The following is a 25,503-nucleotide window of genomic DNA, read 5'->3' on the forward strand; positions in this document are numbered from 1 at the left end:
CGGCAAAGGTTTCTATCGTGTTGTAAAATTGCGGCAGAATATTGCCTGAGATCGGCGGAACGGCCAGCTGTGCAAAATGCCGTCACAGGCTTCCCTTTGTCAGATTATGAGAAGGACGTTTTTTCTTCCTTTGTGAAGTAGCACTAAAATTATATCATTTTATTTGTAAGAAGTAAACAAAAACGAGCGATTTTGCTGAAAATCTTCCGGAAATGCAAAAAACAAAGGAAAATTCGGATTTTTTATCAGAATGTGTGCGAAACGTGCACTAAGTGGCCGCCGCTGTTATTCGACGACGTTGTGAAAAATGCTACATGAAAATTGCACAAAAAACAGCTTGCATACCTGGCTTATGTGGTGTATAATAACGAAGAAGGGAAACGATCCCACAAAGAGAGGATCGCTCCCGCGAAACAAAGCGCCCAGGAGTATAACGTGCCGGCAGGGCACGATAACAGGTTAGGGCAGGGGAGTGTAATATAAACTATGGCGAATTATCCGGTTAACAAGATCCGTAATGTATGTCTGATGGGTCACGGCGGCGACGGCAAGACCTCGCTGGTCGAGAGCCTGCTCAATATCGCCGGTGTAACCGACCGCGTTGGCAAGATCGCGGACGGCAACACGGTTTGTGACTTTGATCCCGAAGAGATCAAGCGCAAGTTTTCCATTTCCACGGCTGTAGCGCCGGTAGAGTGGAACGGCTGCAAGATCAATCTGCTCGATACCCCGGGTTTCTTTGATTTTGAAAGTGAAGTGCAGTGCGCACTGCGCGTTGCGGAGTCCGCGCTGATCGTCGCAACCGGCAAGTCCGGTCCGGGCGTCGGCACCGAAAAGGCTTGGGCTCACTGTGAGGAGCACGCAATGCCGCGTATGTTCTACATCTCCAAGATCGACGAGGAAAACTCGGATTACTATAACTCTCTGCACAAGCTGCAGAAGCAGTTCGGCGTATCGGTAGCGCCGATCGTTGTCCCGATTTTTGAGGGCAACCGCGATACCGTCGGCATTGTGGACTGCGTTATCCGCAAGGCGTACCGCATGGAAGGCAACAAGCGTGTCGAGATCCCGATCCCGGACAACATGAAGGACCGTATCGACCAGCACCGTGCAGCACTGTGCGAGAACATCGCCGAGCTGTCTGAGGACCTGATGGAGCGTTACTTCGCAGGCGAGGAGTTCTCGGATGAAGAGCTGATCGCCGGCATTCGTCAGGGTGTGAAGGATCTGGTTCTCGCGCCGGTATTCTGCGGCACCGCTGCAACCGGTATCGGCTCCTACGCGCTGCTCAAGGGCATTGCGGACTACATGCCGTCTCCCGACGAAAAGCCGGTTGAGATCTGCGAGGACGAAAAGGGCGAGCTGATTGAGATCAACTGCACCCCGAACGGCTCTGCCTGTGCATTTGTATTTAAGACGGTCGCTGACCAGTACGGCCGCTTCTCCTACTTTAAGGTTATGTCCGGCGAGGTCAAGCAGGATATGACGCTGGTCAACAAGCGTGCCGATGCAAACGAGAAGATGGGTCACATCTTCACCGTATGCGGCAAAAAGACGACCGAGGTTCCGGTGATTGGCTGCGGCGACATCGGTGCCGTTTCCAAGCTTGTTACCACCAAGACCGGCGATACGCTTTCGATGAGCGTTCGCAAGGTTGAGCTTGAGTCGATCGAGATTGCGCCGCCGTGCTACACGCAGGCAATCGCGCCTAAGGTAAAGGGCGTTGAGGAGAAGATCTCCACCGGTCTTGCTCGTCTGCGTGACGAGGATCCGTCCTTCGATACCGAGTTCAACCCGGAAACCAAGCAGCATCTGATCTCCGGTGCCGGCGATATTCATCTGGACGTTCTGTGCTCCAAGCTGAAGGATAAGTTTGGCGTAGAGGTTACGCTGACCGATCCGATCGTTCCGTACCGCGAGAAGATCCGCAAGGCTGTTACGGTAGAAGGCAAGCATAAGAAACAGTCCGGCGGTCATGGTCAGTACGGCCACGTTAAGATGGAATTTGCACCGTATGCCGAGGGTGATTATCTGTTCCAGGAGAAGATTTTCGGCGGTTCCGTGCCGAAGAACTTCCATCCGGCAGTTGACAAGGGCATCCGCGAGGCGATGGAGCATGGCGTTCTGGCCGGCTACCCGATGGTTGGCCTGCGTGCAACCCTGCTCGATGGCTCCTACCACGATGTAGACTCCAACGAGCTGTCCTTCAAGATGGCAGCACGTCTGGCATACAAGGCCGGTATCCCGGAGGCAAATCCGGTACTGCTCGAGCCGGTATGCTCGCTCAAGGTCGTTATCCCGGATTCCTACATGGGCGATGTTATCGGCGATCTGAACAAGCGCCGCGGCCGCATCATGGGCATGAATCCGCTCGACGGCGGCAAGCAGGAGATCGTGGCCGAGTGCCCGATGGCAGAGCTTGGCGATTACGCGATCAAGCTGCGCTCCATGACGCAGGGCAGAGGCTCGTTTGTTTCCCAGTTCGAGCGCTACGATGAGGCACCGGTTCCGGTACAGGAAAAGGTTATCGCAGCGAATAAGGCTCGTCTGGAGGCGCTGAACAAGGAATAACATTCCCTGCATTTTGTGAAATTGAAACCGGCTGCGTGAGCGGCCGGTTTTTCTTTGCTTAACCGGTTAGGAATGGGTGTTTGGCGCTTGCGAAGCGAACGAAACTTGCCTACCCGGCAGGGGCACAAGAGGGTAGACACCTGCGGTTTCCACCCTCTGATTTTCACCCCTTTCCCTTAGAGGGCATGGCGAAAATCAGAGAGCGGCGACCGCTGCGAAAAAGGGGAACGGCAGAGGATTTTTTCTATCGTAGGGGAGCACAGTGTGCTCCCATTTCTTTACCTCTATGCAGTGCCAGATACTTTGCTGTTACACAGGCGGTTTCATCTCCGCAGGCGCGACACAAGATGAATTGCCCGAAGGGCAAGAGAGGGTTTCAAGGGGGATAACTGTGCTGCGCAACTCGATTGCGTGTTGTTATGGATGGCATCTGCGAATATACCTGTATGAATACGCTTTATCTGATATGCTCTCTCCTCTCTGAAAAGCGCCTGCTTTCTCACTCATAACTCCTATCTTGCAGAAACTGAAGATTTCTCCTATAATGAGATTTGAAGGGGGGAGCTGCCCATGAAGAACAAACGAATGCGCTATATATCGATAACGGCGGCTATCCTGCTGGTTTTTGTGCTGCTGATGCTGCTGTTTTCCAACCGATCCGGCGATTTCAGCGCAATGGAAGCGCAGAACGGCGTACTGGATGCAACATCAGCGGACTTTTCGTCGGCGGTATATGAGATAGACGGTGAATGGGCGTTCTATCCTGAGGTACTCGGCAGCGGCGCAGAGCTGAACACTGCCCAACCGGGAGAACGCAATGAATCCATTCCATACGGCTCATACCGGCTGAAAATACACGCGCAGCCGAAACAATACCTGACACTCGGCGGCTACTCATTCGATTACAGCACGCGTGTGCTGGTAAACGGCAGTGAAGTGCTCGAAATCGGCAAGGTGGGGGCGTCTGCGGCGGAGTCTGAGCCGCGCATCGACTATATGCTCATACCGATTTACACCGGTGAGGATGGCACGGTCGAGGTGGTCTGCCAGTACGCGAATTTCGTGCACCGCGAAGGCGGCGGTCTGACGCAGATGCACCTGTCCACCGCGGAGAACATCGACCGCATGCGCCGAAGCCGGAATTTGTATTCCTTGGTGCTTGGCGGTTCGCTGTGCCTGTTCGGCATGTATTTTCTGCTGTTTGCGGTATTTCAGGGCGAGATCAAGTATGTTTTCCTCGCGGTCATCTGTGTGCTGCTCGGTCTGCGCGACCAGAATTTCTATGTGCTGCATCTGCTGCCTGCAAACTACAACTGGGCAGTCGCATATCGGTTTCTGGTGCTGATGATTACGCTGCAGCCGTGTTTTCTGCTGCTTTTGCTGCAAAGTCTGTACGAAAAACTGGCGAAGCCAATCGTTGTGCGGTGCTATGCGGCGCTGTATGCCGTGCTGGCGGCGGCGCATTTTATCCTGCCGACGCAGGATATCGCACCGCTGAGTAAAATCGGGTACTATCTCTCGATACCGTTTTTCCTGTATCTGGTTGTACAGCTGATTCGACGGTTCTGGCGCATCCGGCGGTTTGAATGGGACGATGTGCTTGTTCTGCTCGGCTATCTGCTGCTGTTCGGCTCGAACGTGTACGAGGCGGTATTTGGCCGCATCGTGACGACCATCACGCGCCACGGAGCAGCGCCGCCGTATCTGCTAGTGTTCGTGTTCCTGATTGCGGGAGCCATCAGCCTGAAGATCAACCGCCGGGAACAGGAGCTGTCCGAGAGCCGCCGTCAGCGCGAGGTGCTGACCCAGCTCAACCGGCTGAAAAGCGAATTTCTGCACCAGATGGCGCATGAACTGAAAACGCCGCTCACGGTTATGAGCGGCTACGCGCAGCTGACCGACTGGCAGCTTGGCACCGGAGCGGTCAGCGCGGACGCGCATGAACACATGCAGACCATTTCGTCCGAAGCGCAGCGGCTTTCTGCGCTCGTATCGCGGTTGATCGATCTCGCCAACGGCGGTTCACCCGATATTGAGATGGGCGTCATTGACGCGGCGCAGCTGCTGTCCGGTGCGGCGGATGTATGCCGTCCCATGCTGGAAAAAAAGCACAACCGGCTGGAAAGCGATAGCGGAGACGGTATTGCGCTCTGGGGCAATCCGGAAATGCTGCTGCAGGTGCTCATCAACCTGACGGTCAATGCCAATCGCCACACGGAGAACGGCATGATTGCCTACCGCATTACGGACGAGGGCGAGCGGGTGTGCCTGCGCGTGAGCGACACCGGCAGCGGCATTGCGCCCGACCTGCTGCCGCATATCTTTGAGAAGGGCTGCAGTGGCGACGGCGGCAGCGGTATCGGTCTGACGATCTGCGCGGACGCGATGAAGATTCACCACGGCTCGCTCGAGGTGGAGCATACCGATGCAGACGGCACGGTGTTCCGGCTCGAACTGCCAAAAAAGCCGCTCAAAACACAAGGAGAGAACGATTGTGGAAGATAAACTGATTTTGCTGGTGGAGGACAATCCGCACATCATGGCGATCAACGACGCGGCACTGCACATGCGCGGTTACCGCACCCTGCAGGCAGAAACCGCGCACAAGTGCCGGGAGCTGCTGTGCTTTCACGCGGTGGACCTGATCGTGCTGGATATTCTTCTGCCGGACGGCGACGGCGTGGCGCTGTGCCGCGAGATCAAGCAGGAATATGACGTGCCGATCCTGTTCCTGACCGCTATGGGCGAAAACGAGGATATCGTCAAGGGACTGACCGCAGGCGGAGACGATTATCTGACAAAGCCGTATGATCTGGAGGTGTTCATGGCCCGCGTGGAAGCGCGTCTGCGTGCGGCGCACCCGAAGGAACGCGCAGTACGGCTTGGCCCGCTGCGGATGAATCTGCTGAGCGGACGCGCGTACATCGGAGAGACCGACCTGAATCTGACGCAGAAGGAGTTTGCGGCGCTGCTGTATCTGGCGCGGCACCCGAACCGCAGCGTCAGCGCGCAGGAGCTGTACGAGGCGGTCTGGCAGCAGCCGATGGGAGACGACCCGCATGCCGTGCGCATGACGATCTCGCGGCTTAAGCAGAAGCTCGGCGGAGAGGATGCGAGGGTCACGGTCAATTCGTACCGCAGCAGCGGCTATCGGCTTGAGGAGCAATAACTGAACAGCGGACGGCGAAGGTAACAAATTTGATACCTTCGCCGTCCGCTGTCTTTTTGCCTTTATACTGAAGTAGGGTGAAATACCTGTATCCTCGGACGGTGCTCCGCAGTAAAGCAAGGGGAAAGCCGTGGAAACCGTTTATTTCATAAGGCAAGGAGGAAGAAAAATGAAAAAACGAATTTGCAGTTTGCTGCTGATATGCAGTATGCTGGCAGGTCTGCTGCCGCAGATCGTGCTGCCGCAGGCGGCGGCAGCGGATACTGCAGCAGCAAGAGACGGCTTTGGTCTGCCCACGGAAGAAAAAACGGGCATAACAGACAAAGCCACACTTCGTAATAACCCATACGGCACACTGGGATGGGTTCCGCTGTTCCAGAACCACGAACTGGTTGTAGCCGGTGTGGACTCGGATGAGTTCCAGACGACATACGAGGGCGCAGCCAACGGCAAGGGCAGTCAGATGTCTACGTTCCGGTGGAGCAACTCGACCGATGTCGGCAATGCCGAGCGTATTGCGACTGTGGCGTTTGATCCGAACGGCACCGGCAAGGATGAATACATTGCGAATCTGGTATTTGATAAAAGTTCGGCACGGCTTCGTCTGTATGTGACGAACAAGGACCGCAGAGTATCGAAGGTTGTCCAGATTGGTGATGGAAACGACAGTGAGTACATCAAGAAACTGAAATTCTACCAGACCCGCGCTATGCTGTGTCTGGCCGCAGGCGACTTTGACGGTGACGGCAAGGACACGCTGCTGATCTATACGCCGGGCAATAACAAGAGTACGGATACTGTAGACAGCATTAAGGAGTATACGTTCAGCGGCAGCACACTGACCGACAAGGGTCGCGTAATCAACCTCGGTGACGTCATTGACGGCGGCAAAGAGGCGCTGAAAGCAATGCTGTACCACGACGGCAACGGCGATAACGAGCTGCGCGCGCATCTGAGCGTTGATATGGAAGTCGGCGACGTGGATATGGACGGTATCGACGAGCTGGCAATGACGGTCAATGTCAACGACCTGAAGGAGACATCGTATGACGGTCATACCGAACTCGAGAAATCCTATCTGACGGTCTACGATTACAACGACAAGAGCAGCTGGACTCAGAAGCTGAACAAGAAGCTGCTGAACAGCAATGACGGTGCAAGCGGCCGTGCTCGCTTTGCGGGTGTAACCATCGGTTATGTCAGCGATGCGCCGAGCGGCAGCATGCCGCCGGAAGTCGTTGCAGTTGGCTATTACGATAAGAACGGCAACTACAAGGACTGCGACTTTAATAAGAGCAAGCTGCTGGCATACAGCTATCAGTACAGCACGAATGATAATTCGTGGACAGAGAAATGCAAGGCAACCGAAGTTGTCACCAACGGCTTTACCAATACCGGCACCAAGGGTGACGATGTGCAGAATCCGATCGCGGTAGCGGCTGTTGCAGCGGACGGCGTGAACACCCAGGAATATCTGTTCATTTCCGGCAGTATGTATAAAGTCGGCACGGCGAACGGCAGTCAGCTGTCTATCCTGGAAGGCTCGGATAAGGGCCATGACCGCTGGCTGGGCGGCCGACTCATTAACAACAGCGGTATTCTGGACTATGCCGTCGGCAATTTTGACGGCAACAAGCAGGGCATGGAACAGGTATACTACGTTGAGTACCGCAAGCAGGAGACCTTCGACAAGCAGTTTTTGAAGATTGGTCAGCTTTACAAAGGCTCGACTGGCAGCACGTTCACGCGCTGGGAGGATGACTGGACATACTATGACAAGAGCAACTGCAATCTGGCGCTTACAACGGCAGATGTGAACAACGATGCCATGCTCGCGAAGATCCAAAGCGTCAGCACCGGCTACACCGACCCGAAGGTAATGGCGATTCTGGAGGCGTCGCCGCATTTTGCGGAGGTGAATGACGGCGATATCGGAAACTCGCAGACCGGAATCGGATACAGTAAGGATAATACTGTAGCAGTAACGGCATCCGGTTCGATTGGTTTTGATATCATGGCGGGCTTTGAATATGTTGCACCGCTGATTGAGACCGGCGGCGGTGTTGAATTTAATACCAGTCATACTTTTACTGTTGGTGCAACAAAATCTACAAGCAAGGAAATAACGGTCGAGTATTCTAATGATACGAACGACAATATGGTGCTCATGTATGCAACACCGATGACATATTACGAGTATCAGGTGAAGTATCCGGATGACACAAAGAAGGGCAATTCGCCGAAGCTGACCAGTTCTATGACGCTGGCGGTTCCGGGTAATCCTTCGATGAACATGGTTTCGGTAGATACTTATAATAAGGCTGCTTCGGCGTACGAGGGTATGCAGCAGATTGGCAGCAACCTGCATCTGGGCACGTCTGGTCAGCCGGATACGTATCGTTCCAGTCTGCCGAGCGGTAAACATTCGGAGCAATCCGGTAAAGTTGGTCATTACAAAGATTCGGGTACACAGCTGCAGAGTTTTACGGCTGCAACCAGCAGCGGCGTAAACTTTGAGTACTCCTATGAGGGTTCGGTGCAGATGTATGGTGTAGTTGGCGGCTTCAAGGCTGGCGGCGGCTATCACTGGGGAGCAAGCGCCGGAACCGAAAGGGTAAACACTGAGACGATTACCAAGCTGGGCGCTGTTACCGGCGGCGGCGATTCGCGCTATAACTTTGACTGGAGCTTCGGCACATGGACGGTACCGTTCAACGGCGATGAAGTACCGGTACTGGGCTATGTTGTCAGCAATGTGACGGCACCGCCGTCTCCGGCGCAGGATCTGTCGCTGAGTGAGCAGACCACCAACAGCATGGTGCTGTCGTGGGAATCCGGCGACCGTCCGGCAGAGTATTACAAGATTTACCGCTATCTTGAAGATAATAAGGAAGAACCGTTCGTATTGATTGATACTGTGGATGCGGCTGATACTGTGGATGCGGCTGAATCTTCGAGTGGTCAGTATGAATACACGCTGAAGGATCTTGCACCTAATACGAAGTATCAGTATGCGATTACCTCGGGATATTACACCAGTCAGGAAGAATCGGTTGAAAGCGAGATTATTGCCGGTACAACTCTGGCAAATGATAAGAGCCGTCCGGTCATCAACGGACCGCATAACGCAACCGTTCAGATGAACGGCTCGGCGACATTCGAGGTACTGGCTTCTGTACCTGATGAGTACAGCAGCACGAGATACCAGTGGCAGCAGCGTCTGCCGGGCAAAAAGTGGGGCAATATTGCAGGGGCAACTAGGGACAGCTATACTGTAAAGTCGGTAACGAGTGACCTGAATGGTGCGATGTACCGCTGCGTGGTAACATGTTATGACGGTGCAAGAACGCCGATTTCGTTCTACAGTGATGCGGCAACGCTGACGGTTGGTACACCGCAGGCAACCGCCGGTTTGACGGTATCCGGTACGGTACCCGATACCTTGAAGGGCAGCGGCACTCAGGATACCCCGTATATCGGTCAGAGTAATTTCAACACGGTTAAAACCACGACAGAATCCGTAAAGACAACCGTTCCATGCACCGTAGAAGCCGGCGGCATGACGCTGAATGTTTACGAGGTAAAAGATCAAGCGGGTACGGTGCAGGGATATGTCGGCATCGGTGAAAAGAAGGAAGACGGTTCGATATCGACCGTATACTACGCCGTAATAAAGAATGGCGAGACGTATACCGCAGGTGAGAAACTCACCATGAATACCACCTATCAGTGGAAGAACGGTGAGACGGCAGTAACGGTGCCGAGCACAATTACGCCGGAAACCGTGGTGATAGACCAAGACGCAAAAAAAGCAAAAGCGTTTACGCTGGACAATACAACGAAGGCACCGACAGCCGCGGAATACGACGAAAGCAAGTACCGGAACGGCGAGCAGTACCTGATTCACGGTATGGATACCGTGACGGAGAGCTATATCCTCAGCAAGATGGATAAGTCGACCAGTGGTGCAGACAGTACCGCAGAGGACACCTATACTGTCAAGTATTATCAGCTGCTGAAGAAGGCAGAGAACAGCTATGAACTGATCAAGCTGACCTGCACACAGCAGACGAAGCTGGGCGAATATACGAATCCTTCGTTCACACTGGTAACAGAGGAAACTACGTTTTACAATAATGTTACGACCTCTACGCCGGGTTCCGGTACGGCACTGACCCTGACAACGAAAACGGCGGAAAAGAACGGCTCTCCACTCGGTAATGTGGAGTACACGCTGACGATTACGAACACGTCGGACGGCACGGTCAGCACGATTGTCGGCAGAACGAACAGCAGCGGCACGGACAGCAAAACGTGGACTGCACCGACAGCCGGTCTGTATGCCATCACGACCACCGCGACCGGCGGCTTGACAAGTGATACGGTATATTATCTGGCAGGCGTGCAGAGCGTAAAGGACGGCGATACCAGCACAACGGAGACCGTTTACACGCTTAAAAGCACTGTTGGCAACGAAAACAAGATTACGAGCGTATACGGTACGCCGATTGATCTGACCGTGCAGCAGCAGACTGTAACGAAAAACGGAAACGATGTTACCGCAGGCAGCAAAACAGAGGTTCCGGGAAATATCACCTACACATGGCGTCAGTCCGGTCAGAGTGAGAGTCCGGAAACGGCTATCACCGGCAGCACTTTCCGACCGGAGAAGGCGGGAACCTATATCATCACGGCATACCAGAATTACAGCGATACTTCCAAGCGCACCAAGCTGGCGTCCACGACCATTACGGTAAAGCGCAAGCCGCTGGAGCTGTATGTAACCTGGGATAAGGATAACGACACTCACACTTCGACCGAAGCGCCGGACAGCAAGAGCGCATTTGAGGTTAAGTCGGATGCTCTGGAGTCGGACGACACCCTGCCGTCGGCAATTACAGCCGTATGTGCGCTGTATGATGACAATGGCAACCGAAAGAACGTCAGCGGCCGCTTTGAGGTAACGATTGCGGTCAACGGTGAGGACGCGGCTGTGAAGTCACTGCTCGAGAAGTACGAGCTGAATCTGACCAAGCGCATGCTGGTTGTCAAGCAGGACACCCTGAGCGTAACCTATCACGCCGGTGAAGGCGGCTCACTCAGTGCAAGCTACAAAAGCGGCGACCTCGACCAGAAGTTTGAAAGCGGTAAGAACATCGCTAAGAACACCAAGCTGATGTTTGATGCCAAGAGCAACGACGGTTTCCTTGTAAAGGAATGGAAGGTCAACGGTCAGTCCATTACCGGTAATACAAAGTACAAGGTGACGGAGATTCTGTCGAACGGCAAAAAGGTCGGCGAACGACTGACGGTAGCGGCGCTGACGGAAAAGCTGGACGTAGAAGTAGCCTTCAGCAGTGATTCGCACACGATTATCTTCAGCAGCGGCGAAGGCGGTGAGCTGACCGCAGCACTAAAGGACGGCGGTGCAGTCACGACCGGACAGAAGATTGCGGAAGGCGCAAATGTGACGTTCACGGCTGCGCCGATCACCGGTATGTCGGTAGCACGCTGGATGGTGGATGACAAGCCGTATTACTGGCCGGGTACGACCGATCTGTACCGTGAGTCCACGTTGACACTGGAAAATGTGCAGAAGGACCGCAATGTAAAGGTAGAATTCAGCAGCGCAGGCAAGCATAAGCTCACCTTCAACATCGAGTCGGAAACCGGCAGCACCTTGCCGTCCGTGCAGACCTCGGCGAAGCTGGCAGACGGCACAGCGGCAGATCTGAATGCGGTTCCGGACGGTGCGGCAGTGACCTTTGCGCTGGAAAATCTGGGCAGCAACTACACGGTCAAGACGTGGAAGGTGGATGGTAAGGAAGCCGCAAATTCGGGTACGCAGAAGCAGTTTACACTGCGCAATATCACTGCAGCGCATACGGTTACGGCTGTAATCAATGCGGCGCAGGAGGTAACGCTGACCTTCAAGGCAGTGGATGCAAATGGTGCCCCGATAACCGCAGACATTGCTTCCGTTACCGCAAAGATTAAAAACGGCAATGCGATTACCAGCGGCAGTACGGTCGGCAATTATTCGACGATTGAGTTTGCTGCTGCGGTAAACGAGAATTACTACGTTTCTCAATGGACTGGTGCGGAAGCGGATAAAAATGATTCGGCAAAGGCCTCCATCGCAAGTCTGGAAAAGACCACTGAGGTTATCGCGCATATCGCGGAGAAGCCGAAGGTGACGGTGGCTGCGCCGGTCAACGGCACAGTCGAAGTTGCTGGCACACGCGGCATCCAGAATGTAACATTGATTGGTGCGGCAGGTGAAAACGGCCATGTGAATATGAACAGCACGGCAGCAATTACAGCAACACCGAGTGATGGCTACTTCGTCAAGAGCATTATCGTTACAACTGACGGTGCAGCGCAGACATTCGATTACGACAATGCGAAGGACTATCAGCCGGGTAAGGTAACGAAGGATGATATCCAGATTACGAAGGATACCTTGGTTCAGGTAATCTTTGCAGAGAAGCCGACGGTAACCTTTGGCGGTGACACTCACATCACCGTAACGGCAAAGCAGGGTAACAAGACGCTGAGCACCGGCGATCATGTCGAGAAGTACAGCGGCGATATCGTATTTACGGCAACACCGGATGATGGCTACGAGACTGACAACTGGAACGTTACCGGTTGGACGAATGTCAACGGAGCAGAAAATGATAACACCACTTATACCCGGAGTGGCTCTATCGAAAGCAATGTAGACGTTCATGCAACGTCTAAGGCGCTCCCGCAGTACGACTTCACCCTGTCCGTTGATTCGCTCGGTGACGAGGGTGACGGCGGTACAGTTTCCGCAAAAATCACCCGCAAGGGCATGAGCGCATACGAACAGGAGAACCTCGAAGCAGGCAAGCACCGCTTCTACCGCGACTCGAATATCACGATCACGGCGGTGCCGAACGCAGGCTACCGCGTACAGGACTGGACCATCAACGGCCAGACCACGGCGGATACCGCAACGAGCCAGACGCTGACCAATCGGCAGGGCAATGTCACCGTTTTGGTTCGCTTTGTCAAGCTGGTGACCGGCATCACCTTCGGTCCGACGGACAAGAACAGCGAAGGCGGCTACATCAGCGAGGCAAATCTGGTAAACAATAATGAGTCGATCCTTGACAGTGCAGAGACAGGCGCAAATATTGCACTGAATCTGCCGATCACGTTCACGGCAGAGGTAAAGCCTGGTTACGAAATCGAAGGCTGGTACGTTAACAATGTGCGTGACGAGAAAGCAGGCAATTCGGAAACCTATATCTATCCGAATACGACCAGTGCAAACTCGATTTACATTGCACCGAAGTTCCGGCAGGTTGAGTATGACATCACCACAGGCGATAACGTCACCGTAAACGGACAGAACCGCACAACCGCACGCGGCGGCGAGTCGCTCACCTTTACGGCAGTACCGCCGGCAGGTCAGAATGTGACCGGCTGGACGGTAAACGGCGAGGCTGTACAGGGCAGCGGCAATACGCTGACTTGGACGGTCGAGAACGGCTATCTCACGAAGCCGAACGTAACGGTATATCATGTTGAAGCACAGTTCAGCGCAGGCGAGTACGAAGTAACGTACAGCCAGCCGGTAAACGGCACGTTGACGGCGTCCGTAGAGAGCGGCGAACAGGTTTCCGGCGGCACGCAGGTTACCTTCACCGCACAGCCGAGCGAAGGCTATGAGGTTGACACGTGGACGGTGAACGGTGCGTCCGTTCAGACCGGCGGCAGCCGCTATACGCTGAACGTAACACAGGCAAGCACGGTCATTGTCACCTTTAAGGAGATGATGAAAATCACTGCGGCAGTAGACGGCAGACCGGGCAGCATTGCCATCACGGCAGACGGCAAGACGGTTTCGGACGGCTGGGTATCCTCCGGCGCGGACGTGACCTTCACCGTAACGCCCGAGAACAAGGACGATATGGTGCAGCAGTGGACGGTAAACGGCTCGACAGTCGCTGAGATGACCGATACGGCGGATGCACCACTCAGTTACACCGTGCAGAATGTAACCACAGATACCGAGGTTTCCGCAACGCTGATTGAGCGCCCGACATACACCATTACGGTAACGAGCGAGGGCAGCGGTACGGCGTCGGCAGAACCGGCAAGCGTCAAGCGCGGCGGCAGCACGACTATTACGGCAGTGCCGAGCAGCAATAGCTACTATCTCAAGGAATGGTCGGTTAACGGCGGTGCTGCACAGGCTGCCTCCGGCAATACGCTGGCACTGACGGAAATTCGCAGAAATACCACAGTCAAGGCCGTATTTGACGGCGCGATCAACTACGATGTAACCCTGGATGTTCAGGGTGCAGATACCGGCACAACGGTTGCTGCAGCGGCAAACGGCAAGGCCATTACGCCGCAGAAGAACAGTCCGGCAAGTGTTACCCGCGGCAGCAAGGTCGTATTCACGGCAACGCCTGCCATGACGGACGAGACGCACAATAAGCAGATGGTCGCACAGTGGACGGTAAACGGTGTAGATCAGAATAACATCTCTAACGAGCTGGTAATCCCGAGCCTGACCGGCAAGACCGATGTAGCTGTCAAGTTCGTTCCCTACGAAGGCTTCGCTATCCCGACCGGCGGCACCGGCTGGAAGGTCTCCGACGTAAAGCGCGTACCGGATGATACGCAGCCGACGAGCGAAATCCGTAAGAACGGCACGGTTGCTTTTACGGCAACGCCGGTTGGCAAGCGCCTGTTCCGTAAGCTGACAGTAGGCGGCGTGGACTGCATGAAGCTGCCGATCGACGGCAATGTCACCGTTGTCAAGAACGGCGCGGCGTACACCATCACCGTCAAGAATGTGACGAGCGCGAACAACATTAAGGTTGACGCGGAAGCGGTTGAGTATCAGGTAGCAAGCAGCACGCTTGCGACCGTTCCGACTGCACTGAAGGGTACGTTCGACTCGCTCGACAAGCTGAAATCCGCGCTCCGTTCCAAGGTAAACAGCGCAGTAACTGCGGCGAACACTGCTTATCTGGATATCGTTCTGCAGTACAAGAGCGGTACGGATTGGGTAACGGTTACGAATCCTGCCGACTTCCCGGAGGGCGGCATTGACGTCAAGGTGCTGTACAGCACGCTTTCGGCAACCAATGCGCCGAACAGCAGCTATAACTTCTCGGTCGTTCATATGTTTACGACTGATATGAGCGGCAAGACGGTCGGCGATACGGAAACGCTCACGCCGACCAAGTTCGACGATGGAATTACGTTCCATGTTTCCAGCCTGTCTCCGTTTGCCATCGGCTGGTACAAGAGCACCGCACCGTCCGGCGGTGGCGGCGGTGGCGGCGGCGGTGGCGGCGGAGCCGTTGCCCCGACCACCTACGATGTTGTGATCCCGTCCGCACTGGCGAATATCGTCAAGGCGGATAAGACCAAGGCGGCCGCAGGCGACACCGTAACGCTGACTGCTGCCGGAGAAGGTACGCTGACTGTCACGGACGCAAACGGCAAGACGGTTGCCCTGACCGACCTCGGCAGCGGCAAATACACCTTTAAGATGCCGTCCTCCAAGGTCAATGTGGCGTTTGTCGCGTCCGGCGAAACCAAGCCGTGTGACGGCGGCAAGGATTGTCCGTCCGCACCGTTTACGGATGTAGATACTGCAAAGTGGTATCATCTGTCCGTTGATTATGTGCTCACGCACAAAATGATGAACGGTGTATCGAGCCGTGCATTTGCACCGAATGCCAACCTGACGCGCGGTATGCTCGTGCAGATCCTGTATAACCTGGAAGGCAAGCCGAAGGGCACAGCAGCGAACTTCTCGGATGTGCAGGCTGACGCATGGTATGCCGAAGCAGTCGGCTGGGCAGCGTCCAATAAGGTTGTAACCGGCTATGCAGACGGTACCTTCCGACCGAATGCAGCCGTCACCCGCGAGCAGGCGGCAGCGATCCTGTATCGCTACGCCCAGAGCAAGGGTATCGACGTAAGCGTGGGTGAGAATACCAATATTCTCAGCTATGTGGATGTTCAGCAGGCAAGTGAATACGCGATTCCGGCTCTGCAGTGGGCAGTCGGCGCAGGCGTGCTGAACGGTAAGAATGGCGGTCGTCTGGTACCAACCGGCACCGCCACCCGTGCCGAGATCGCAGCGATCATGCAGCGCTGGTGCGAAAACATTATCAAGTAACGGCAGACAAAACAGCAGGACAGAGAAAAGGGCTGACCCGACGGGTCAGCCCTTTATGTTGGTGCATTTTAGGAATAATTAGTAGTTAGGAATTAGGAATTGGCGCAGTGGGAGGGAATGACGCGCCGTACTGGAAAACGAGTTGCGCGGCACGGTCATGCCGCGCCTGCGGAGAGCAAACCGTCTGTGTAGCAGTACGGTATCCGACGCTGCGTATAGGTAAAGAAATGGGCGGACACATAGGTCCGCTCCTACGGAAATGTAACCCGACTGCCGCGTCCTTGTGCTTACGCAGTCTACCATCTGCACCCAAGCCCTCTACAAAGGAAAGGTAGGAGTTCAAAGAGGAAGGGAAACCTTGGTGTCCCTTCCTCTTTGCTCTCTGCGGCGAGTGCCGCTATTTACTCCTCCAGCATCGCTGCGCCCACCAGACCTGCGTCATTGCCGAGCGACGCACAGACAATCTCGGTATTTCGGTTCTCGCCGCGGAAGGTCTGCGGGAAGGTGAGCCGCCGCAGCGGCTCGAGCAGCTTTTCACCGTAGCCCGCCAGTCCGCCGCCGAGCACGATACTCTCCGGCTGAAACAGGTTGACAAAGCTCGCCAGACCGTTCGCCAGATTGCCGCAGTATTCGTCAAACAGCTCCTGCGCGAGCGCATCTCCTTCGTCCACCGCGTCGCAGATCTGCTTGGCGTTCAGCTGCCCCTTGTGTACGGCAAGCACGCTCTTTCGTCCGTCCTCGAGCGCACGCTCGGCAAACCGCACGAGCGAAGCCGCTGAGCAGTACGCCTCCAGACAGCCGCGCCGTCCGCAGTTGCACGGCTCACCGTCCTTCTTGATGACTATGTGCCCGATCTCACCGGCAATGCCGTTGCAGCCGGTGTACAGCTGGCCGTTAATGATGATGCCGCCGCCAACGCCGGTGCCGAGCGTTACCATCAGCATGTTGCGCGTGCCCTTGGCCGCACCGGCAGTCGCTTCGCCGAGCGCGGCGCAGTTGGCGTCGTTATCCAGATGCACCGAACAGCCGAACTCCGGCAAAAACGCATCCGCAAAGCTGACGTTATTCAGTCCCAGATTGGTGCCGAACCGCAGGGTGCAGGTTTTCTTGTCAAACGAGCCGGGCACGCCGATGCCGATTGCCGTTACGTCCTCTACCGCACAGCTGTGCGCCCTGCACAGCGAGAGCGCCAGCGTTTTCATATCTGCTTTCAGGCCGGCTGCGTTGCCGGTCCGGGTCGGAAGGCTGTCCTTGCACAGCAGCGTGCCGTCCTCGGTGCAGAGCGCCGCCTTGACGGTCGTGCCGCCCAGATCAATACCGATTCTCACAGCAGATCCTCCTCGTCGAACAGATGCAGGCCGCGACCCTTGAAATAGTTGTTCAGCCGCTCCACACTGCTGTTGATGATCAGCTCCTCCGGGAAACCAATTTCCTCGAGCATTTCCAGTGCGCCCTCCACATGACCGACGCGGTAGCAGATATGGCTGTCGCTGTCCACCGAGATGGGCACCTCATATTTCATGCACAGGCGGGCGATGTCCATGCAGTTGTCATGGCTGCCCTTACGGATGGACAGAGACGCGTTGTTGATCTCGACAATCTTGCCGTGGTCGTTGCAGCGGCTGATGATGTACTCGTGATCGAACGGGAAGTTGGAGTTGCCGAGGTGGCCGAACGCGTTGACATACGGGTTGTACAGGATGGCCTCGAGCGCCGCCGTGTGCACACTGCTGTCCACCGGCGGGAACATGCACTCGTGGAAGGAGGCAAGCGCAAACTCAACGGGCTTGAGACTCTTGTTGGAAATGACGTTGATGCCGCCTGCCGGAGCGGTGATGTCGAATTCAATGCCGCGAATGACCGTTACCTTGCCGATCTTGCGCGGGATAAGGTCCAGGTTGGAGAAATGCCACTCGTGCGGGCCGTCCGGATTGGTGGGGCCGTGGTTGGTGATGGCGATAGCCGCAAGACCGCGGTCCTCGGCCGCCTGCACCATTTCGGTGAGCGTGCTGAACGCGTGGTCGGTTACATTGGTGTGGGTATGCAGGTCTGCGATGATTTGCATGGGAAAAGGCTCCTTTTGACGTATGATTTTTGGGGGGGGAAGATGAAAGGCGGACACATGGGTCCGCCTCTGTATTTGCAGTTCGCTGAACCGCCGGTATGCGATTGTTTATCGGCGGTGTCTGCGAGGATAATCATCGTTATCGTAGCGCTTGCGCATCGCCTTGCGGCGACGGCGGCGCCGGATTCCGCCGAATGTGATGTTGAACAGAATGTACAGCACGATGAAGATTGCGGCTGCGATCAGCACGATCTTGAATACGGTGCTCTGGAAGAAATGGCTCAGCTTGTCCGAGTAATAGAGCACGCGGCTCATTTCCACATCGCTGAGCGCGACCAACTCGACCGTGCCGTAGGACGTGCCGTTGCAGCTGTATGTCATGCTGCCGATCACATCGCCGGCCTTGATGGGTGCGTCAACGGCTTCCGGCAGATTGGGGGTCGCTTCCAGCGAATCGGTCTCTACATCGGCAGGGAGCAGCGCCATCAGATCGGTTTTCGCGGTCAACACCAGCTGATCGGTCTGCGTGGACAGATCTACCTTGACATGGGCGAGCGTGTCGCCCTTTTTCGCAACGGTCTTGGTCTTAAAATGGGTGAAGCCCCACTGATACAGCGATTTGGTATCCGTGAAGCTGGCCGCTACCGTCGGGTACTCCTTGGACGAGGTGGCACTGCCGAGCACGACCGAATACAGCTTGGCATCGCCGTACTCCGCGTAGCCGACAAAGCAGTTGCCCGCCTGCGAGGTGTGTCCGGTTTTGATGCCCTTGTTGTACGGGTATGACCACGGGTTGAACGAGCTGAAGATCAGCTGGTTGGTGGTGAAGATGATGCGTTCCTCGTGCATGTTGGTCTTGGGCATGCGGTACTGCACGGTGTCGATAATGTTGGTGAATGTATCGTTCTTCATGGTCTCGCGGGCAATGAGGTACAGATCACGGGCGGTGGTGTAGTGGTCTTCTTCGTGCAGGCCGCACGGGTTGCAGAAATGCGTTCCGGTGCAGCCAAGTTCCTCAGCGCGGGTGTTCATCATGTCCACAAAGTGCTCGCTCGTGCCGCCGACATGGCGCGCGAGCATATAAGCCGCCTCGTTTGCGGAGGGCAGCATGAGCGCATACAGCAGGTCGATGACGCGCACGGTCTCACCGACCTTGATGTCTGCGTTCGAGCTGTCTGCTGTAACCTTGGTGAAGTCGCCCTGTTCGGCCGTGACGGTCTCGTTCAGATCCTCGACATTCTCAAGCGTCAGCAGCGCGGTCATAATTTTGGTCGTGGACGCCGGATAACGCTTTTTGTCCGCATTTTTCTCATACAGCACCATGTCGGAATCCGGGCTGATGAGCAGGGCGGCGGTAGCTGTTACGGCAGGCGCTTCGCTTGCTGCTGCGATAACATCCTTGTCATTGTCAGCGGTCATGTCCTTGGTGTCCTTGGAATCCTTGCTGCCCGAATCGGTGGACGAGGTGTCCGAGCTGTCGGAATCCGACTGGCTCGATGAGGTATCGCTCTCGTCATTCACGGCATAAGCGCGGGTGATTGGCGCCGCACCGAGCAGCAGCGTAAAGCACAGCGCCAGTGCGGTAAGACGGTTTTTGAAATTATTGCTCTTCATCGGTATCTCCTAAAGAAAAATCGGCATCGGTGAAGTGCCCGCGCAAAACCGCCGGCTTGGGCGGTGTGCGCCGCAGCGGATCGTAGCGGAAAGAACGGCAGTGATCGGTGCCGTTTACCACACCGCGTTTGCGGCAGGCAATGCGTTCGCCGTCCGCCAGCGGAGAGCCGTGCGCGCAGTAGGTACAGCGCGGTTCTATATTTTTTCGCAGCAGCTTTTTGAGCCTCATGCGTAGGGTCACTCCAATCGGTTAAAATCAGTGGTAAAAGTGTCCTGTCGAGTGGTGTCGGTCAATACAGGACGTATATAAAATATTATATATCATTTCCTGCGCTTTTTCCACCCCCAAATTGGATACAAAGCAGAAACGAACAGCACAGCAAGCGTATACCGGAACCGTACCGATAACGGTGTCAGCTCCGGTGAGGAAACCGTCAGCACGGCAGGCGAGAGGGAAAACAGGAAAGCTGTCAGCACAGCTGCGAGCGTACCGTGCAGCAGCTTTGCGGCAAACAGGCCGCGAACCGGCAAATCGTGTGCTTCCGCGAGAGCGCGCACCTGAAACTGCACAGCCAGTCCGCCAAATCCTAGCAGGAAGGACGCAAGCGTCAGCCGCGCTCTGCGCGGCAGCGGCAGCACAGCCAGTTCGTCTAAGCCGTTGGTCAGCTCGATCATGCCGTCCAGTGCGTTTCCGTACGGCAAAAATGCAAAAAACGGCGAAAGCAGCCGCAGCAGAATGGAAAACATGGTCAGAAATGCCGTTACCGTCAGCGCCGTGGACGCTGCCTGCTGTACGGACGCGCAGAAAATAGAGGGGAATGAGGTGCGGTTCCGGTTATGGATACGCTGCGACACGGCAGATAACGGGGTACGCGCGAAAAACAATCCGACGAGCAAAGCCGAAACGATATGTATCCCGTACAGCATCGCGCCTGCCCGCGCGGAGCCGAACACGCCGAGCCCTACCAGTCCGATGCAGAAGCCCGGACTGGCGCAGTTGCAGAAGCGGTTCACGCGCTCTGCCGCTTCGCGGGATAGCATACCCTCGGAAAGCAGCGCACATGCGGTCGCGGCGCCGACCGGATACCCGCCGATGAGTCCGAGCACCAGAGCAGGTGCAGCCTCGGGCGGCAGGCCGTATAATCGTCTGAGCGGCTTCGCCAGCAGCGGCGACAGCCGCGCGGTATCACAGCGGACAAGCAGTCCGCTGACAACGAAAAACGGAAATAAAGCCGGTAAAGCCTGCGCGGCAGCAAGGGAAAGTCCCTCGCGGACACCATCCGCGCAGGCGGTCGGGCAAAGCAAAAACGCGGCAAAAAGAGCCAGCGATAAGAACAGCTTCATAGCGTCACCTCGGAACAGTGTATGAGAAGCAGGAAAGTTTCAGTACGCTGATACATAACATATACCGTTATACCTGTCCTACGGAGAAGGTAAAATGCGATATGAAGGTGGCGCGATATGCTGAAAGATAACTTATACGCCGAACTCATGGAGGACCTCCACCCAAACCGCCCGCGCGTGGAAATCCTCGGAGACAGCCGGGTGATCGTGGAGAACCACTGCGGCATACAGGAATACGACGACAGCATCCTGCGCGTCAGATGCCGCGGGTGCGAGGTACGCATTCTGGGTGCAGACCTGGAGCTGACGGCGCTTTCCATGGACGAACTGGCGGTGATCGGCGTGATCTCGTCGGTGGAATACATTACGACCGAGTGAGGAAGGAGGAGCGCGAATGATCGGGCGGCTGTGGCTGCTGGCTTGCGGGCAGGTGCGCGTGCGCGTGACAGGCGCAAGCCTGACGCGGTTTCTCAACCTGTGCGCGGCGCAGGGTATCACGCTGCGGCAGATGGACCGCACGGCATGGAATGAGCTGCACGCAACCCTGTCCATCCGGGATTTCCGGACGCTCAGGCGGCACATGGGCCGCACGGGATGTCGCGTGCATATTCTCCGGAAACGCGGTCTGCCGTTCCTTGCGGCGCGTCTGCGTCCGCGTACGGCGCTCTGGGGCGGAGCCGTATTCGCCGCGGCACTGTGCTGGCTGCTCGGCACGCATGTATGGGCGATACAGACCGAGATCGCACCGGCGATAGACGAAACGGCTGTCATGCAGCAGCTGAGCGAAATGGGGGTGCATATCGGCATGCCCATCAAGGACCTGAACACCCGTCAGATACGGTGGAAGATGATGCAGCTGCAGCCGAATATCACGTTTTTTTCGCTCAATCTGCGGGGCAACAGCCTGACCGTGGTCGCCTACGGCAGCACCGACCCGCCGGAGGTACTGGACGAGCACGCGGTCACCAAGATGGTGGCCACGCGGGACGGCGTGGTAACGCAGGTGCGTGCGCTCGAGGGACAGCCAATGGTGCAGGCAGGAGATGCCGTGCAGACCGGTGATACGCTCATCAGCGGCCTGGTGGAGCCGACACGCGAAGGCGGAAAGTACCGCACAGCGCATGCGCACGGCACCGTGCAGGCGTACACCACGCATACGGTTCAGGCGGCGCGGCCGCTCACCGAGCAGAGCAAGCGATATACGGGTAAAATTCGTCATCAATATGCACTGGTGATGGGAAATAAACGGTTAAATTTCTATATTGGCAGTGGAATTGCAGGGGGCACTTGTGATAAAATAATAACGACCAGACATTTTTGGCTGTCGGACAGCGTGGTGCTGCCGGTGGCGCTGGTCACACAAACGTATACATTCTACGAGCGGGAGCCGACGACGCGCACCGCCGAGGACGTGCGGGTGGCTATGCTGTCGCGCGCACTGGGCGAGACAGCCGCGGATATCGACGGCATGGTGACGAGCCACAGCGAAACGCTCACCGAGCAGAACGGCGCGGCAGTGCTGTACCTCACCGTCCACGCCGAGGAGCAGATCGGCACCGAGGCCGTGGATGACAGTACCGTTCCGGAGGAAAATGCGGAGATGGAGCAAGTGCCGTAGAGACAGAAAAGGAGACGCCTATGAACCGTAAACCCGCGACGATTCTCGCAGGACTGAGCACCGCAGCGGCGTTTGCTGCTAACGGCTCGGACTGGCTTCACGGCGGTTCCGCGAGTGCAGGCAAATTCTGCGTCAGCGCGGTGTTTATCGTGCTGGTATCGCTGCTGCTGTACGCATGGCGGAAAAGCAATACTGCTATGTGTCTGCTGACGATTGTATCGGCGCTGATTTCGATTGGAGCGGCATCCGGTTTGCTTATGACGACGGATATCCTTCCGGCAAATTCGATGCTGCTGCCGTTTACCGTGTTCCTCGTGCCGTTTTTCGGTGTGACGAATTTTATGACGTCCACAGCTGCCGCAATGTTTCTGCCGACGGCGGTTTCGGTGGTGTGGCTGATTGTCGCGGTTGGAAACTGGATTCACAATTGGAAAAACGTATGATTTTACGTTGTGTGGGCGAACAATGTTCGCCCCTACGGTTAGGCAATGTGCAGATCGTTTACAACGGTGCGCCGAGTCGTACCTCAGGGCACCTTCTCTTGCGGCGTTGCCGCAATTCACCTTGCCGCCCCCTACGGTAAAACATCATGTATTGCTGCAGATATATGAAAATTAACTGTATGTAACCGTATGCAACTGTATGTTGAACGAGTTATTGCAACAGATACATACACTTGCATACAGTTTATTTGATAGATAAACACTATCCGCAGGAGAGCAGGTAACGACAGGGAAAACGCCTGCCTCCTGCCTTGCACGGATGAAAACTAACATTTAATTCCTAACTCTAATTACTAATTAAACATAAGAGGGTGTAACCATAGAACAGGTAATGCAAATCGAGCAGACCGAACTGCTGATGGCAGTATTCGGTGCATTTGACGAAAACATCAAGCAGATCGAGCGCGAACTGAACGTCTCGGTCATCAGCCGCGGAACCGAGCTGAAAATCACCGGCGAGGACGAAGGCGTATCCATCGCGGCACGCGCGATTACGGCGCTGCTGGCGATGGCAGGCCGAGGAGAATCCATCGGCACGCAGACCGTGCAGTACGTTATCGGGCTTGCCAAGGACGGCCGCGAGAGCGAAGTCCACACGATGAGCCGCGATGTGCTGTGCATCACAGCCAAGGGCAAGCCGGTCAAGGCGAAAACGCTCGGCCAGAAAAAATACATGGAGGCTATCCGCAAGAACACTATCGTTATGGGCGTTGGCCCTGCCGGTACCGGCAAGACCTATCTCGCGGTTGCGGCGGCTGTTGCGGCCTTTCGGGACAAGCAGGTGTCTCGTATCATCCTGACCCGCCCGGCGGTCGAGGCGGGCGAAAAGCTCGGCTTTCTGCCCGGCGACCTGCAGAGCAAGGTAGACCCGTATCTGCGCCCGCTGTATGACGGCCTGTTTGACATGCTCGGCGCGGAAAACTTCACCAAGTATCAGGAGCGCGGCTCCATCGAGGTTGCTCCGCTTGCGTATATGCGCGGACGCACGCTCGACGACAGCTTCATCATTCTCGATGAGGCGCAGAACACCACGCCTGAGCAGATGAAAATGTTCCTCACCCGACTGGGCTTTGGCTCCAAGGCAGTCATTACGGGCGATATTACCCAGATCGACCTGCCGGACGGCAAGCAGTCCGGTCTGCGCGAGGCGCTGCGCGTGCTGGACGGCGTAGAGGGCATCGCCCAGTGCTTCCTGACCGAAAAGGACGTTGTGCGCCATGAGCTGGTGCAGCGTATCGTCAAGGCGTATGCAGAGTACGAAAACAAAAAGGGCAAAGGCAAGCCTGCCGCAAAACCGGCAGGAAAGCGCCTTCCGACCCGCCGCAAGGAGGGAAAATGATGAATCATCAGATCAATATCGGCTTTGAGACCGAGGTAGCAGACGAAAACAGCGTGCGTGAGCTGATCCGCACCTGCGCCGAGCGCGTGCTGGCGAGTGAGCAGGTGGACTTTGACGCCGAAATCGACGTTACCGTTGTCGATGCCGACGCCATCCGCGAGATGAACGCCGAGTACCGGAATAAGGATGCCGTGACAGACGTTCTCTCGTTCCCGATGTACGAGTTCCTCAACGGCGTGCCGCAGGAGGAGCTCGAGGCCGAGCCGGATTCCGGCTGTGTCATGCTGGGCGACATGATCCTGTGCTACACGCGCGCCTGTGAGCAGGCCGAGCAGTTCGGGCACTCGCCCGCGCGGGAGTGCGGCTACCTGACGACCCATTCCGTCCTGCATCTGCTCGGCTACGACCACGAGCGCAATGACGAGGACACTCGCCTGATGCGCAGCAAGGAAGAGGACAACCTTGCGTTCCTCGGCCTGACGCGGGACTGAGCCATGAAAAAGAATATCCGAAAACTGAGCGAGAGCTTTCTGCACGCGTTCCGCGGCCTGCGGCTGTGTATCCATGACGAGCGCAACTTCCGCGTGCACATGACGGCGGCGTTCTACGTCATCCTGTTCGGCGTGTTCGGCGGCGTGAGCATGACCGAAGCGGCCATCCTGTGTATCTGCTTCGGCCTTACCATGGGCGCGGAACTGCTGAATACCGCCATCGAGCGTCTGTGCGACAAGCAGGCGAGCGGGTATGACGGCATGGTTCGCAACGCGAAGGATATCGCGGCGGCAGGTGTGTTTGTGTGCGCGGCAGCGTGCGTCGCGGTCGGCGCGTGTATCTTTATCGGAAACGGCGTGCTTGCGGCAGCCATCAAATTCTTGTGGTATAGGCTGTGGCTCGGCATGGCGGTTGTGGTCACCGTGCCGATTGCTGTCTGGTTCGTGTTTCACTTTGGAAGAATTCAATAATAATGGAGAATGGAGAATTCGCGCAAGAATAGCTCGTCGCAGCGCGGACGGAACTCGCGCAAGGATAGCTCGTCGCAGCGCGGATGGAACTCGCGCAAGAATAGCTCGTCGCAGCGCGGACGGAACTCGCGCAAGAATAGC

General features: G+C 56.1%; 15 protein-coding genes. 10 read left to right on the forward strand and 5 right to left on the reverse strand.

Translation table 11 applies throughout. The features are described from left to right. Window positions 1-486 precede the first annotated feature (486 nt). The 4 genes from IEY11_RS00140 to IEY11_RS00155 all read left to right on the forward strand — a co-directional run bounded on the left by IEY11_RS00140 (window position 487) and on the right by IEY11_RS00155 (window position 15,917). Complete coding sequence (locus IEY11_RS00140; RefSeq protein ID WP_188885423.1) at window positions 487-2,571, forward strand: elongation factor G; 2,085 nt, start codon at window positions 487-489, stop codon at window positions 2,569-2,571. Window positions 2,572-3,141: 570 nt separating this feature from the next. Beyond that, window positions 3,142-5,076: a sensor histidine kinase gene (locus IEY11_RS00145; RefSeq protein ID WP_188885424.1), complete on the forward strand. Its 1,935-nt coding sequence runs from the start codon at window positions 3,142-3,144 to the stop codon at window positions 5,074-5,076. After that, window positions 5,066-5,740 carry a response regulator transcription factor gene (locus tag IEY11_RS00150; protein ID WP_188885425.1) on the forward strand — a complete coding sequence of 225 codons (675 nt, stop codon included), beginning with the start codon at window positions 5,066-5,068 and terminating at the stop codon, window positions 5,738-5,740. Before IEY11_RS00145 ends, IEY11_RS00150 begins: the two co-directional genes overlap by 11 nt. A gap of 169 nt (window positions 5,741-5,909) precedes the next feature. Continuing rightward, window positions 5,910-15,917 carry an InlB B-repeat-containing protein gene (locus IEY11_RS00155; protein ID WP_188885426.1) on the forward strand — a complete coding sequence of 3,336 codons (10,008 nt, stop codon included), beginning with the start codon at window positions 5,910-5,912 and terminating at the stop codon, window positions 15,915-15,917. Between the two features lie 401 nt (window positions 15,918-16,318). On the opposite strand, the gene IEY11_RS00160 is transcribed toward IEY11_RS00155, so the two are convergent. From IEY11_RS00160 to IEY11_RS00180, 5 genes are all read right to left on the reverse strand, one after another. Beyond that, window positions 16,319-17,245, reverse strand: coding sequence for an ROK family protein (locus tag IEY11_RS00160; protein ID WP_188885427.1), 927 nt, complete (start codon window positions 17,243-17,245; stop codon window positions 16,319-16,321). After that, on the reverse strand, window positions 17,242-17,982 hold the full coding sequence (locus IEY11_RS00165; protein WP_110436312.1) for a phosphatase: 741 nt from the start codon (window positions 17,980-17,982) through the stop codon (window positions 17,242-17,244). Before IEY11_RS00165 ends, IEY11_RS00160 begins: the two co-directional genes overlap by 4 nt. Before the next feature lie 108 nt (window positions 17,983-18,090). Then, window positions 18,091-19,596 carry a D-alanyl-D-alanine carboxypeptidase family protein gene (locus IEY11_RS00170; protein ID WP_188885428.1) on the reverse strand — a complete coding sequence of 502 codons (1,506 nt, stop codon included), beginning with the start codon at window positions 19,594-19,596 and terminating at the stop codon, window positions 18,091-18,093. Then, a complete protein-coding gene (locus IEY11_RS00175; RefSeq protein ID WP_110436314.1) occupies window positions 19,583-19,825 on the reverse strand; it encodes a hypothetical protein in 243 nt (80 codons plus the stop codon). Before IEY11_RS00175 ends, IEY11_RS00170 begins: the two co-directional genes overlap by 14 nt. 92 nt (window positions 19,826-19,917) lie before the next feature. Next, window positions 19,918-20,940 carry a sporulation protein gene (locus IEY11_RS00180; RefSeq protein WP_188885429.1) on the reverse strand — a complete coding sequence of 341 codons (1,023 nt, stop codon included), beginning with the start codon at window positions 20,938-20,940 and terminating at the stop codon, window positions 19,918-19,920. 117 nt (window positions 20,941-21,057) lie between these two features. On the opposite strand from IEY11_RS00180, the gene IEY11_RS00185 reads away from it, so the two are divergent. From IEY11_RS00185 to IEY11_RS00210, 6 genes are all read left to right on the forward strand, one after another. Next, entirely contained in the window at window positions 21,058-21,318 is a 261-nt protein-coding gene (locus tag IEY11_RS00185) for a YabP/YqfC family sporulation protein (protein WP_116705406.1), read from the forward strand. 16 nt (window positions 21,319-21,334) lie between these two features. Then, window positions 21,335-22,558 carry a sporulation protein YqfD gene (locus IEY11_RS00190; RefSeq protein ID WP_188885430.1) on the forward strand — a complete coding sequence of 408 codons (1,224 nt, stop codon included), beginning with the start codon at window positions 21,335-21,337 and terminating at the stop codon, window positions 22,556-22,558. Window positions 22,559-22,578: 20 nt separating this feature from the next. Continuing rightward, a complete protein-coding gene (locus tag IEY11_RS00195) occupies window positions 22,579-23,001 on the forward strand; it encodes a hypothetical protein (RefSeq protein ID WP_188885431.1) in 423 nt (140 codons plus the stop codon). A gap of 391 nt (window positions 23,002-23,392) precedes the next feature. Continuing rightward, window positions 23,393-24,400: a PhoH family protein gene (locus tag IEY11_RS00200; RefSeq protein ID WP_110436320.1), complete on the forward strand. Its 1,008-nt coding sequence runs from the start codon at window positions 23,393-23,395 to the stop codon at window positions 24,398-24,400. Next, window positions 24,397-24,891: an rRNA maturation RNase YbeY gene (gene ybeY, locus IEY11_RS00205; protein ID WP_243183914.1), complete on the forward strand. Its 495-nt coding sequence runs from the start codon at window positions 24,397-24,399 to the stop codon at window positions 24,889-24,891. Before IEY11_RS00200 ends, ybeY begins: the two co-directional genes overlap by 4 nt. 3 nt (window positions 24,892-24,894) lie before the next feature. After that, the gene (locus tag IEY11_RS00210; RefSeq protein ID WP_118285623.1) at window positions 24,895-25,362 is read left to right on the forward strand and encodes a diacylglycerol kinase family protein; all 468 of its coding nucleotides are present in this window, start codon (window positions 24,895-24,897) and stop codon (window positions 25,360-25,362) included. The last annotated feature ends 141 nt before the right edge of the window (window positions 25,363-25,503 follow it).

The sequence above is a fragment of the Butyricicoccus faecihominis genome (genome assembly GCF_014648015.1).
Lineage (GTDB): Bacteria > Bacillota > Clostridia > Oscillospirales > Butyricicoccaceae > Agathobaculum > Agathobaculum butyriciproducens.

Bases quoted from the DNA above. Each gene is read 5' to 3' on its own strand.
- IEY11_RS00195 (WP_188885431.1), top strand. From the start codon at position 22,579: ATGAACCGTAAACCCGCGACGATTCTCGCAGGACTGAGCACCGCAGCG.
- IEY11_RS00180 (WP_188885429.1), bottom strand. From the start codon at position 20,940: ATGAAGCTGTTCTTATCGCTGGCTCTTTTTGCCGCGTTTTTGCTTTGC.
- IEY11_RS00145 (WP_188885424.1), top strand. From the start codon at position 3,142: ATGAAGAACAAACGAATGCGCTATATATCGATAACGGCGGCTATCCTG.
- ybeY (WP_243183914.1), top strand. From the start codon at position 24,397: ATGATGAATCATCAGATCAATATCGGCTTTGAGACCGAGGTAGCAGAC.
- IEY11_RS00200 (WP_110436320.1), top strand. From the start codon at position 23,393: ATGCAAATCGAGCAGACCGAACTGCTGATGGCAGTATTCGGTGCATTT.
- IEY11_RS00190 (WP_188885430.1), top strand. From the start codon at position 21,335: ATGATCGGGCGGCTGTGGCTGCTGGCTTGCGGGCAGGTGCGCGTGCGC.
- IEY11_RS00165 (WP_110436312.1), bottom strand. From the start codon at position 17,982: ATGCAAATCATCGCAGACCTGCATACCCACACCAATGTAACCGACCAC.
- IEY11_RS00185 (WP_116705406.1), top strand. From the start codon at position 21,058: ATGCTGAAAGATAACTTATACGCCGAACTCATGGAGGACCTCCACCCA.
- IEY11_RS00155 (WP_188885426.1), top strand. From the start codon at position 5,910: ATGAAAAAACGAATTTGCAGTTTGCTGCTGATATGCAGTATGCTGGCA.
- IEY11_RS00175 (WP_110436314.1), bottom strand. From the start codon at position 19,825: ATGAGGCTCAAAAAGCTGCTGCGAAAAAATATAGAACCGCGCTGTACC.
- IEY11_RS00140 (WP_188885423.1), top strand. From the start codon at position 487: ATGGCGAATTATCCGGTTAACAAGATCCGTAATGTATGTCTGATGGGT.
- IEY11_RS00170 (WP_188885428.1), bottom strand. From the start codon at position 19,596: ATGAAGAGCAATAATTTCAAAAACCGTCTTACCGCACTGGCGCTGTGC.
- IEY11_RS00210 (WP_118285623.1), top strand. From the start codon at position 24,895: ATGAAAAAGAATATCCGAAAACTGAGCGAGAGCTTTCTGCACGCGTTC.